Raw genomic sequence first — 11,004 nt, forward strand, 5'->3', positions numbered from 1 at the left:
TCGGGCCGGATGTGCCGCATCCTTTTTCGCCGTCGAAGAGGCGGTGATTTAAGTAAGTGGGGCTGCGGCGCTTTCGACAATGCATACTGTTCCGGTGATGTACCCGAGACGTCTGGGCAAAGTGGTTGCGCTGGCCGCTGTGGCCGGGTTTTTGGTGATGAGCGCCCCGGCGTCGTGGTCCGCGGCCCGCGACCCCGTTACGACGGCGGACTCGCCGACCCTGTCGCTGACCGACATCGGGTCGGCCCCCACCCTGGAGTTCTGGGGGCTGACGAGCAGCCAACAGCTGACCGTGCCGGTGCTGCACGGGCTCACGCCCGCGGCGCTGAACGCCACCGTCGAACTGCCGGTCAACCTGCGGTCGGGCCAGCTCACGGTGACCCAGGGCGAGCGCACCCTCGCCCGATTGACTCTGCCCACCGCCGATCAGACGCCGATAGTCATTCCGCTGGCCGGGGCGGAAGTCAACGACAAGTGGATGACCGTGACCTTGCGGTCCTACCTGGTGCCGTTGGATGGATTCTGCTTGTACCCGGAGAGCCCGCTGCGTCTGGCGAACGGGTCGATCACCTACACCGGGGTCGAACTGCCGCCGACCACGGTGGCGCATTTCCTGCCGCCCGTGCTGCGCAAGCTTTCTATCTTTCTGCCGCAATCGCCGTCGGCGAACGAGTCCGACACGGCGATCCAACTGGCCGCGTCCGTGGCCTCGCGCTATGGCAGGCAGGCGCCCGAGATCATCGTGACGCCGCTGGCCGAGGGACAGGCGGCGCCCCCGACGCCCCCGCAATCGCTCGAGCGCCAGATCGTCGTCAAAGAGGGCCCGGACAACGGGCTTTCCCTGCAGGGCGCCACCGGCGTGCCGTGGTTGCTGATGTCGGGACCCCTTGGGCAGTCCGACGAATCGAACACCGCCGTGCTGTTCAACGACGTATCGCAGCTGGCCCTGTCCTCCAAGGCGGCGGCGGAACAACTCAAGCCCAGCCTGCAGCAGCTGGGCGGCAGCGTCACGTTGCGCGAACTGGGCCAGCCCGTCGTCAACGCCACATCCCTGCAGCCGCGGGTGTCGATCGGACTGGACCAGACCCGGTTCGGCAGATCGATACACGACGTGCGCGTGCATCTGCAGGGCTCCTACACCCCGACGCCCGGGAACATCGGGGGACAGATCGCCGTGACGATCGGCCCTGAGACCATCGACCACTGGCCGACCGACGGCCACGGCACCATCGACCGCTGGGTCGACGTGCCGGACCGGCTGCTGCAGCGCTACACCAGCCTCGACATGGTTCTCGACGTCGCCGCCAACATCGGACACTGTGGCGACTTCTACACCGCGGGCGCCGGAAACCAGCTCCTCAATCTGAACATCAACGGCGACAGCATCATTCAGAGCGATCCGGCCGCGCCGCCGGTGCCGGACGGCTTCCAGTCGATGCCGCAGTCGCTGATGCCCCGGGTGCAGGTGGCGATCGAGCCGCACTCGCTGATCGACACGGTGCGCGCGATCAACCTGGTGGTGGGACTGCAGCGGATAAGCTCCGTGCCGATCTACACCACGGTCACGACCGCGCAACAGGCGATCGACTCGTCCGACCCCGCCATCGTGATCGCCGCCGACGGGTGGAATCACTCCAACGTCGTGCTTCCGGTTTCCGCGGGGCCCAGCGGCCCGATCACCGTCAACGCCACCGAATCCGACGGCAAGCCCGCCAAGCTCACGCTGGATCCCGGCCTCCGGTTCGCTTCTCTTCAAACGGTTTTCAACAAGGGCCGGTCACTGCTGGTCGCCACCTCCAATGGGGCGCCCGGGCAGCTCGACGAGCTGCTGCGCTGGCTCAACGCCGATAACAAGCGCTGGCAACGGCTCAAGGGCGTCGCGGTGGTGTCCGCACCGGGCGGGCAGGACCCGGTGAGCGTCGAACGGTCGCCCGCGGCCGCTCCGACCCCCGGGGCGCAGAGCCACTCGGACCTCGGCTGGCTATGGTGGTTCGGCGCGGGCTGGGTCGCTGTGGCGATCGTCGGCGCGGCGGTGATCGTGTGGCGAACCAGGCGCGAATCATGGCGGCGCCGTTAGCGTTTGACACCTGATGGCGCGCGTCAAGAATGCCGTGGCCGCTCTGCTGTGCGCCGCCGGGGTGCCGGCGCTGGCCCGGCGGCGACACCGCGACGCGCTCGCCATCGTGATGTTTCACGGGGTGGAGGACGAACCGCCGTCGCCGCCCTGCGGGCACGTGCTCGGTGCGGCGCGCTACCGCCGTCAGTTGGCTTATCTGCGTAGGCATTTCAACGTCCTCCCGCTGCAGGAGGCCCTCGATCGGCTTGCCGAGGGGACGCTGCCGCCCCGCGCGGTGGCGATCACGTTCGACGACGGCACCCGCAACCTGGCCACGCACGCCGTTCCGGTGCTGCGCGAGCTGCGGCTGCCCGCGGCGGTGTTCCTGGCGACCGGCCCGCTGGACGGCGGCGAAATCCTTTGGCCGGACCGGCTTTGGCTCGCGATCGCCCGCACCACCGCACAAGAGGTCGACCTGGCCGCGTTGGGGCTGGGCGTTCGCTCGCTCGCCGGGGTGACCAACCGCGGCAGGGCCTACGCCGCCGCGGTTGCGGCGTGTAAGGACCTGGCCGACGCGGACCGGATCAGGGCGCTGGACGAGATTTTCGCCGCGCTCGGCCACCGCGACGACGGCGACGGTGGTCCGTTCCGGATGCTCTCCTGGGACGAAGCGCGCGGGCTGGCCGGCGACGGCCTGGTGACACTGCACCCGCATTCGGTGACCCACCCGATCCTCGCCCGCTGCGACGACGACAAAGTCGAACGGGAGATCGCGGATTCCTGCGCGGCACTCGAGCGCGAAACCGGCCAGCGCGTCACGATTTTCGCCTACCCCAACGGGCGGCCGCGGGATTTCGACGCCCGCGCCAAGGACGCACTGCGCGCCCGCGGCATCCGCTGGGCGCTAGCCGCCACGGCGGGCTTGGCCGACCGTCGTTGCGACCCGCTGGCGTTGCCGCGCCTCGCGGTGTCCAGCGGTTCGTCTTTCGGCCATTTCCGGCTGATGGTTTCCGGCGGCCTACCGCGCCGCTCCGGCGGGCACCGCGGCTAGCGGTCGTCCTGCCACAACTGCTCGGTCAGATCCTGGAAAGCCGCGAGGACGAATTGATCGTCGGCCCGCATCGCCGCCGACTTGCTCATCAGGGCTCGCACCACCGAACCGTCCTTGTGCGCCAGCTCGACGACCATGTTCGCCAGGGAATGAACGACCGATAACAACGACTCCGACTCCGGCGCCTGATGGAAGATCTGGTGGAACCGGAGCGACAAGACCTCTTCCGGCTCGTAGCCCATCATCTCGGCGAACGCGGCGTTGGAAAACAGGATGGCGCCGTCGTTCTCGATGGCCAGCACGGGGATCGGAATCCGCTCGAGCACAACCAACGCCGGCAGCTGCTTCAAAGTCGTCATCGGCGAATCCTCGTGATGCCGATTGCGTCGTCGCTCCACCGGCCGATTATGGCGCATAACATAGGCTATACACGAGGTCTTGGCGCAGATGCGCCCGCAGGATGTTCCGGCGCGTTCCGTTTCCGGCGATGCGTTGGACCCGTACCGGAGTTCGGGGCTCACGCCGTCGAGGCGGTGGCGCCGCAGAATCCGCTGATCAGAATCTCGAGTCGGGCGGCGTGCTGATCCGGGCGTAACCGCCCGCCGCGCTCGAGCGTGACCAGACCGTACAGGGCGGCCCACACGACCTCGGTCAGCGTGTCGGGGTCCCGTGGGCCCGCGACCATCGCCACCGCCGCCCGCAATTCCGCGAAGGCCGCCGCCAACTCGGCCGGGGTGTCCTCGGCGGCGAACGGCAGCGTCGTCGCGCGGGTGAACATCGCGTCGAACAGGGCGGGATTGTCCCGAGCGAACCCGATGAACGCCCGGGCCACCCGCGTCAGGGCATCCCGCCCGTCGGTGGCGTCGCCGCGGGCGCCGCACAGCGCGTGCGCGAGCTCGCCGAATCCCTCGACGGCGACCGAGGCGGCGATGTCCTCCATGCCGGAGAAGTGTTTGTAGAGCACCGGTTGGCTGTATTCGATCTCGGCGGACAGCCGACGGGTGGTGACGGCGTCCCAGCCCTCTTCCTCGGCCAGCTTGCGCGCGGTGGTGGTGATCAGCGCGCGGCGGGCCGCCCGTTCGCGTGCCCGGCGGTCCTCGATGGCCATGCGGTAATACTAGCGCCGATATCAACGCTAGCGATGCTATTGACAGACCGATTTCCAAGGGTTAGCGTTGCTAACACCTACGGGAGACGAGGAGTCGCATCATGGTTGCCACGTTGTTCGCGGTCATTGCAGTGCTGGGGACCGGGGTCGTCTACGGCACCGACGTGTTCTGCGCGATGGTGCAGCGGCCCGCGCTGGCCCGAGTCGACGACCACGCCCTGCTCGCGGTGATGGGCAACGTGCATCGCTACGGCGATCGCCGGATGCGACTGCCCAGCCTGCTCGGCCTGGCCGCGGCGGTCATCAGCGCGGCGCTCGCTTCCGCCTTCGGCCGCTGGGCGCAAGCCGGCGCGGCCGGCGCCGCGGTCGCCCTGCTGCTGGTGTGGCTGCTGCTCTACCTGAAGGTGAGCGCGCCGATCAACCGGCAACTCATCGCCGGCGCCGACCGGCCCGAGCTGCCCACCGATGCTCGGGCGCTGCAACGCGACTGGGACAAGGTGATCACGCTCAGGGCCACCCTGCAGGGCCTGGCGGTCACCGCGCTGTGCCTGTCAATGCTGGTTTGAACCGAAAGGGGAAATAGAAATGTCCATAGCCAAGAACGTCGGTCGCCTGGTGATGCGCGCGGCTCCGTTGTTGAACACGCCGGTCGCGGCGATTGCGTCCTCGCCGCGCTTGGGCGCACGGCTCCGGCGCAGCATCACGCTGGTCACCTACACCGGCCGGCGCTCGGGACGGACCTTCTCGATCCCGGTGGCCTATAGCCGCCACGGCGACGATGTCGAGATCGTCGCGAACATGCCGGAAACCAAGACGTGGTGGCGCAACTTCGTCGGCGAAGGCGCCCCGCTGTCGCTCACGCTGGATGGCACCGAACGCGCCGGCCATGCGATCGCTCACCGGGACGCCAAGGGACGCGTCACCATTCGCGTCCGCCTCGCAACCGGCTAGTCGACCTGGTAGCGCGGGAAGACGCCGGCCGGCGCGGGCAGCGCCGTGCCGGGCGCCAGCCGGGTGCCGATGGCGTCGAACCCGCGCTGCTCGGGCGGTTGGCCGAGCAGATCCAGCAGCTTGCCCGCCGAATCGGGCATCACCGGCTGAATCAACAGCGCCGCAATGCGAACCGCCTCGCACGTCGTATAAAGCACTGTGGCGAAACGCTTTTGGTCCGCCTCCGCGTCGCTCTTGCGCAACACCCACGGCTGTTGGGCCGAGAAGTACTTGTTCGCCTCGCCGAGCATCAGCCAGATCGCTTCCAACGCCAGGTGCATGGCCTGCCCGTCGAAGCTGACGCGGACCCGATCCAACAACCCGTCGGCCGTCGCCAGCAGCTCGGCGTCCGCGGCCGTCAGCTCACCGGGCTGGGGCACCACGCCGTCCAGGTTCTTGGCCACCATCGACAACGACCGCTGGGCCAGGTTGCCCAGCTCGTTGGCCAGGTCGGTGTTGATCCGGGTGATGATGGCCTCTTCGCTGTAGCTGCCGTCCTGGCCGAACGGCACCTCCCGCAACAGGAAATAGCGCAGCTGGTCCACGCCGAACGTATCCGCCAGCGCGACGGGGTCGACGACGTTGCCCACCGACTTGCTCATCTTCTCGCCCCGGTTCAGCAGGAAGCCGTGCGCGAAAACCCTACGCGGCAAATCGATCCCGGCCGACATCAGAAACGCCGGCCAGTAGACCGTGTGGAAACGGATGATGTCCTTGCCGATCATGTGCAGATCCGCCGGCCAATAGCGTTGGAACATCGGCGAATCGGTGTCGGGGTAGCCCACCCCGGTCAGGTAATTGGTCAGCGCGTCCACCCAGACGTACATGACGTGATCGGGATGCTCGGGCACTTTCACGCCCCAGTCGAACGACGTCCGCGAGATCGACAGATCCCGCAGGCCGCCCGAGACGAAGCTGACCACCTCGTTGCGCCGCACGTCGGGCGCGATGAAGTCGGGGTTGGCCTCGTAGTGGGCCAGCAGCTTGTCGGTATACGCCGACAGCCGGAAGAAATAGGTCTGCTCCTCGGTCCAGGTGACCGGCGTGCCGGTTTCGACGGCGACCCGGATGCCGTCGACCTCGGCGGTCTCCGATTCGACGAAGAATCGCTCGTCGCGCACCGAGTACCACCCGGCATAGCTGTCCAGGTAGATGTCGCCGGCCGCCTCCATCCGCCGCCAGATCGCTTTGGACGCCTCGTGGTGATCGGCATCGGTGGTGCGGATGAACCGGTCGAAGGAGATGTTCAGCTTCTCCTGCAGCCGCTGGAAGATGTCGGAATTGCGCCGCGCCAGATCGGCGGTCGGGATGCCTTCGGCCGCCGCCGTCTCCATCATCTTGAGGCCGTGCTCGTCGGTGCCGGTCAGAAATCGCACGTCGAAGCCGTCGAGCCGCTTGAACCGGGCGATGGCGTCGGTCGCGACGTACTCATACGCGTGCCCGACGTGCGGATTGCCGTTGGGATACGTGATCGCGGTGGTGACGTAGAAGGGCCTCATCGAGAGTCCACCTTATTGTGTGCGCGTGAGCTCCAACCGACGAGAACGCGAAGCCCCGCCCGCCCCGGAGCCGCTGGCGCCCCTGATCGACGCCCATACCCACCTGGACGCGTGCGGCGCGCGCGACGCCGAGGACGTGCGCGCGATCGCCGACCGGGCCGAGGCGGTCGGGGTGGGGGCGGTGGTCACCATCGCCGACGACCTGGATTCGGCGCGCTGGGTGACGCGGGCCGCCGAATGGGATCCGCGCGTCTACGCCGCGGTGGCCTTGCACCCCACCCGCGCCGACGCGCTGGACGACGACGCCCGCAGCGAGATCGAGCGCCTGGTGGCGCATCCCCGGGTGGCGGCGGTGGGGGAGACCGGCCTGGACCTGTACTGGCCCGGCCGGCTCGACGGCTGCGCGCGACCGGACACGCAGCGCGACGCCTTCGCGTGGCACATCGACCTGGCCAAGCGGTGCGGAAAACCGCTGATGATCCACAACCGCGAGGCCGACGCCGAGGTGCTCGACGTGCTGGCGGCCGAGGGCGCTCCCGACACCGTGATCTTCCATTGCTTCTCGTCGGACGCCGCGATGGCCCGCCGCTGCGTGGACGCCGGGTGGTTACTCAGCCTGTCGGGGACGGCCAGCTTCCGCAACGCCCGCGACCTGCGCGAAGCCATTCCGTTGATCCCGCTGGACCAGCTGTTGGTGGAAACCGATGCGCCGTTCCTGACGCCGCATCCCTACCGCGGGTCGCCCAACGAACCGTATTGCCTTCCTTATACTGTGCGAGCGATCGCGGAATTGGTGGGTCGTCCCGCCGAAGAGCTGGCGCGGGCCACCACGAGCAACGCCCGGCGGGTCTACGGAATGGCTCGGGCATAAGTCGCCCGACGGGACGATTGCGTTAACAACCCCTCGCCGGAGTTGCTCAACTTTGGCCGGTTCGTTACCGTCTTGTGATCGAAAGGGATGGGGCCTACGGGCCCTTATTTGTCGCTTGGTGCTGATTAGGTCGTTGGAGTGCTTGCTGTGTTCGGGATAGACGCGCGTTGACTGTATTAACAAAACTTCATCAGACCCCCTCCCCGATGCTGCGACTGATCGTCGGAGGCCTGCTGGTAGTTCTGGCGTGCGCCGGCGGCTTCGCGGTCTCCGCGTGCAAGACGGTGACGCTGACCGTCGACGGCATCGCGATGCGGGTGACCACCATGAAGTCGCGGGTCATCGACATCGTGCAGGAGAACGGCTTCGCCGTCGACGAGCGTGACGACCTGTACCCCGCGGGGGACGTCAAGGTGCACGACGCCGCCAACATCGTGTTGCGCCGCAGCCGTCCGCTGCAGATCTCGCTGGACGGCCACGACACCAAGCAGGTGTGGACGACGGCGTCGACCGTCGACGAGGCGCTGGCCCAGCTGGCCATGACCGACACCGCCCCGGCCGCGGCCTCCCGCGGCAGCCGGGTCCCGCTGGCCGGCATGGCGCTGCCCGTCGTCAGCGCCAAGACCGTCCGCATCACCGACGGCGGCGCGACCCGCACGGTCCACCTGCCGGCGCCCAACGTCGCCGGCCTGCTGAGCGCCGCCGGCGCGCCGCTCCTCGAAGGCGATCAGGCCACGCCCAGCGCGTCCTCGCCCATCGTCGACGGCATGGAAATCCAGGTCACCCGTAACCGGATCCAGCGGGTCACCGAGCGAATGCCGTTGCAGCCGAACGCCCGCCGTGTCGAGGACCCGGACATGAACATGAGCCGCCAGGTCGTCGAGGACCCGGGCAGCCCGGGCACCCAGGACGTCACGTTCGCGGTGGCCACCGTCAACGGCGTCGAGACCGGCCGGTTGCCGATCGCCAACACCGTGATCACCCCGGCCCGCGACGCCGTGGTGCGGGTGGGCACCAAGCCCGGCACCGACGTGCCGCCGGTGACCAACGGCTCCATCTGGGACGCGATCGCGGGCTGCGAGGCCGGCGGGAACTGGGCCATCAACACCGGCAACGGCTACTACGGCGGTGTGCAGTTCGATCAGGGCACCTGGGAGCGCAACGGCGGGCTGCGGTTCGCCGCGCGCGCCGACCTGGCGACTCGGGAAGAGCAGATCGCCGTGGCCGAGGTGACGCGGGCGCGTCAGGGCTGGGGTGCGTGGCCGGTGTGCAGCGGAAGAGCTGGTGCGAGCTGACCGTTCGGCTGCTCGGTCGCACCGAGATCAGGCGGCTTGCCAAAGAACTTGACTTCCGGCCACGGAAATCGCTCGGCCAAAACTTCGTTCACGACGCCAACACGGTCCGGCGGATCGTCTCGACCTCCGGCGTGGGTCGGTCCGACCACGTGCTGGAGGTCGGTCCCGGTTTGGGTTCGCTGACCCTGGCCCTGCTGGAGCGCGGCGCCACCGTCACCGCCGTCGAGATCGACCCGGTGCTGGCCGAGCGGCTGCCGCAAACCGTCGCCGAGCGCTCGCACAGCGAAAGCCAGCGACTCACCGTGGTCAACCGCGACGTGTTGACCCTGCGCGGCGACGAGCTTGACGCGCAGCCCAACGCGGTCGTGGCCAACCTGCCCTACAACGTCGCGGTGCCCGCGCTGCTGCGTCTGCTCGCCGAATTTCCGTCCATCAGGACCGTGACCGTCATGGTGCAGGCGGAGGTGGCCGAACGCCTTGCCGCCGAACCCGGCGGCAAGGAATACGGCGTGCCCAGCGTCAAGGTCCGCTTCTTCGGCACGGTCCGACGCTGCGGCATGGTGTCGCCGACCGTCTTCTGGCCGATTCCGCGCGTCTACTCCGGGCTCGTCCGCATCGACCGCTACGCCGCCGCGCCCTGGCCCACCGACGAGGCGTTCCGCCGACAGGTGTTTGGACTGGTGGACATCGCGTTCGCGCAGCGACGCAAGACGGCGCGCAACGCGTTCATCGAGTGGGCCGGCTCGGGCAACGAGTCGGCGAACCGGCTGCTGGCCGCCAGCATCGACCCGGCCCGCCGCGGTGAAACGCTGTCCATCGACGACTTCGTGCGGCTGTTGCGGCGGTCGACCGGATCGGCCGGTACCACCCCGCCCGCGACCCAACAGCAGCCGTCCCCGAGCTGAGGGCGGCGCCGCTGCGTGTGGTTGGCCGGTCGCAGCGATAGTCTGCTGCGGTGGTCGACATGACTGGCGGCAATACCGCCGCCCAGTGGGTGCCCACCGGGTCGGTCACGGTTCGAGTGCCCGGGAAGGTCAACCTGTATCTGGCGGTCGGTGACCGCCGCGAGGACGGCTATCACGAGCTGACGACCGTGTTTCAGGCGGTTTCGCTGCTCGACGAGGTGACGGTCCGCAACGCCGACGTGCTCTCGCTCGAGCTCGTCGGCGAGGGCGCGGACAAGCTGCCCACCGACGAACGCAACCTGGCCTGGCAGGCCGCCGAGCTGATGGCCGAACACGTCGGCCGGGCGCCCGACGTCTCGATCATGATCGACAAGTCGATCCCGGTCGCCGGCGGGATGGCAGGTGGCAGCGCCGACGCGGCGGCCGTGCTGGTCGCCATGAACTCGCTGTGGGAGCTCAACGTGCCGCGACGCGACCTGCGCATGCTCGCCGCGCGGTTGGGCAGCGACGTGCCGTTCGCGCTGCACGGCGGCACCGCGTTGGGCACCGGCCGCGGCGAGGAGCTGGCGACCGTGTTGTCCCGCAACACGTTCCACTGGGTGCTGGCGTTCGCCGACGGCGAGCTGCTCACGCGCAAGGTGTTCGCCGAGCTCGACCGGCTGCGGGAGGCCGGGGACCCGCCCCGGCTCGACGGCCCCGGCCCGGTGCTGGCGGCCCTGGCCGCCGGCGACCCCGAACAGCTGGCGGCCCTGCTGGGCAACGAGATGCAGGCGGCCGCGGTGAGCCTGAACCCGAAGCTGCGCCGAACCCTGCGCGCGGGCGTCGAGGCGGGCGCCCTGGCGGGCATCGTGTCCGGCTCGGGCCCGACGTGCGCCTTCCTATGCCCCTCGGCGGGCACGGCGGTGGACGTGGGCACCGAGGTCTCCGGCGCGGGCGTCTGCCGCACGGTGCGGGTCGCCAGCGGGGCGGTCGCCGGGGCGCGCGTCGTTCCCGCGCCCACCGAAGTGTGAAAATCGACCCAAAACGCGCATTCGTTTGGGCTGTTCCCTAAGAGGAGTTTAAGATAATGCGCGGTGACGGGTAGTGCTGAGCAAGAACACTTATTGTCGTGGGGGGCCCCCCCCAACCCGCGCCGCCGAACCCCTGGGGGGGCCCCCCCCCGTTTAGGGCCCCCGGGGGGGCCCCCGGGGGGCGGGCCCCCGGGGGGGGGGGGGGGGGCGGGGGGGCGC

At 69.1% G+C, this 11,004-nt stretch carries 11 protein-coding genes; 8 read left to right on the top strand and 3 right to left on the bottom strand.

Features of this window, described 5'->3' with window-relative positions:
• The first annotated feature begins 79 nt into the window (after window positions 1–79).
• Both A5730_RS20495 and A5730_RS20500 read left to right on the top strand, forming a co-directional pair.
• On the top strand, window positions 80–2,077 hold the full coding sequence (locus A5730_RS20495) for a hypothetical protein (protein WP_067904418.1): 1,998 nt from the start codon (window positions 80–82) through the stop codon (window positions 2,075–2,077).
• Between the two features lie 13 nt (window positions 2,078–2,090).
• Window positions 2,091–3,107, top strand: coding sequence for a polysaccharide deacetylase family protein (locus A5730_RS20500; protein WP_067904422.1), 1,017 nt, complete (start codon window positions 2,091–2,093; stop codon window positions 3,105–3,107).
• On the opposite strand, the gene A5730_RS20505 is transcribed toward A5730_RS20500, so the two are convergent.
• Both A5730_RS20505 and A5730_RS20510 read right to left on the bottom strand, forming a co-directional pair.
• Complete coding sequence (locus A5730_RS20505) at window positions 3,104–3,466, bottom strand: PAS domain S-box protein (RefSeq protein ID WP_055405609.1); 363 nt, start codon at window positions 3,464–3,466, stop codon at window positions 3,104–3,106. The genes A5730_RS20500 and A5730_RS20505 overlap by 4 nt on opposite strands.
• 158 nt (window positions 3,467–3,624) lie before the next feature.
• Window positions 3,625–4,215 carry a TetR/AcrR family transcriptional regulator gene (locus tag A5730_RS20510; protein ID WP_067904424.1) on the bottom strand — a complete coding sequence of 197 codons (591 nt, stop codon included), beginning with the start codon at window positions 4,213–4,215 and terminating at the stop codon, window positions 3,625–3,627.
• A gap of 101 nt (window positions 4,216–4,316) precedes the next feature.
• Between A5730_RS20510 and A5730_RS20515 the strand changes: the two genes are divergently transcribed.
• Together A5730_RS20515 and A5730_RS20520 are read left to right on the top strand one after the other, a co-directional pair.
• Complete coding sequence (locus A5730_RS20515; protein ID WP_067904426.1) at window positions 4,317–4,781, top strand: DUF1772 domain-containing protein; 465 nt, start codon at window positions 4,317–4,319, stop codon at window positions 4,779–4,781.
• 19 nt (window positions 4,782–4,800) lie between these two features.
• The gene (locus A5730_RS20520) at window positions 4,801–5,166 is read left to right on the top strand and encodes a nitroreductase/quinone reductase family protein (RefSeq protein ID WP_067904428.1); all 366 of its coding nucleotides are present in this window, start codon (window positions 4,801–4,803) and stop codon (window positions 5,164–5,166) included.
• Here A5730_RS20520 and metG read toward each other — a convergent pair.
• Window positions 5,163–6,704, bottom strand: coding sequence for a methionine--tRNA ligase (gene metG / locus A5730_RS20525; protein WP_067904431.1), 1,542 nt, complete (start codon window positions 6,702–6,704; stop codon window positions 5,163–5,165). The genes A5730_RS20520 and metG overlap by 4 nt on opposite strands.
• A gap of 19 nt (window positions 6,705–6,723) precedes the next feature.
• On the opposite strand from metG, the gene A5730_RS20530 reads away from it, so the two are divergent.
• From A5730_RS20530 to A5730_RS20545, 4 genes are all read left to right on the top strand, one after another.
• On the top strand, window positions 6,724–7,575 hold the full coding sequence (locus A5730_RS20530; RefSeq protein WP_067904434.1) for a TatD family hydrolase: 852 nt from the start codon (window positions 6,724–6,726) through the stop codon (window positions 7,573–7,575).
• Window positions 7,576–7,742: 167 nt separating this feature from the next.
• Entirely contained in the window at window positions 7,743–8,870 is a 1,128-nt protein-coding gene (locus A5730_RS20535; RefSeq protein ID WP_197281225.1) for a resuscitation-promoting factor, read from the top strand.
• Window positions 8,834–9,775, top strand: coding sequence for a 16S rRNA (adenine(1518)-N(6)/adenine(1519)-N(6))-dimethyltransferase RsmA (rsmA, locus tag A5730_RS20540; RefSeq protein ID WP_067904437.1), 942 nt, complete (start codon window positions 8,834–8,836; stop codon window positions 9,773–9,775). Before A5730_RS20535 ends, rsmA begins: the two co-directional genes overlap by 37 nt.
• A 59-nt stretch (window positions 9,776–9,834) precedes the next feature.
• A complete protein-coding gene (locus A5730_RS20545) occupies window positions 9,835–10,785 on the top strand; it encodes a 4-(cytidine 5'-diphospho)-2-C-methyl-D-erythritol kinase (RefSeq protein WP_067904552.1) in 951 nt (316 codons plus the stop codon).
• Window positions 10,786–11,004: the final 219 nt, after the last annotated feature.

Origin of the sequence: Mycobacterium sp. ACS4054 (assembly GCF_001667275.1) — a bacterium.
Taxonomy (GTDB): domain Bacteria; phylum Actinomycetota; class Actinomycetes; order Mycobacteriales; family Mycobacteriaceae; genus Mycobacterium.

What these genes read in the sequence shown, in the direction of transcription:
- A5730_RS20495 (WP_067904418.1), top strand. Translation starts at nt 80, where the DNA reads ATGCATACTGTTCCGGTGATGTACCCGAGACGTCTGGGCAAAGTGGTT.
- A5730_RS20500 (WP_067904422.1), top strand. Translation starts at nt 2,091, where the DNA reads ATGGCGCGCGTCAAGAATGCCGTGGCCGCTCTGCTGTGCGCCGCCGGG.
- A5730_RS20505 (WP_055405609.1), bottom strand. Translation starts at nt 3,466, where the DNA reads ATGACGACTTTGAAGCAGCTGCCGGCGTTGGTTGTGCTCGAGCGGATT.
- A5730_RS20510 (WP_067904424.1), bottom strand. Translation starts at nt 4,215, where the DNA reads ATGGCCATCGAGGACCGCCGGGCACGCGAACGGGCGGCCCGCCGCGCG.
- A5730_RS20515 (WP_067904426.1), top strand. Translation starts at nt 4,317, where the DNA reads ATGGTTGCCACGTTGTTCGCGGTCATTGCAGTGCTGGGGACCGGGGTC.
- A5730_RS20520 (WP_067904428.1), top strand. Translation starts at nt 4,801, where the DNA reads ATGTCCATAGCCAAGAACGTCGGTCGCCTGGTGATGCGCGCGGCTCCG.
- metG (WP_067904431.1), bottom strand. Translation starts at nt 6,704, where the DNA reads ATGAGGCCCTTCTACGTCACCACCGCGATCACGTATCCCAACGGCAAT.
- A5730_RS20545 (WP_067904552.1), top strand. Translation starts at nt 9,835, where the DNA reads ATGACTGGCGGCAATACCGCCGCCCAGTGGGTGCCCACCGGGTCGGTC.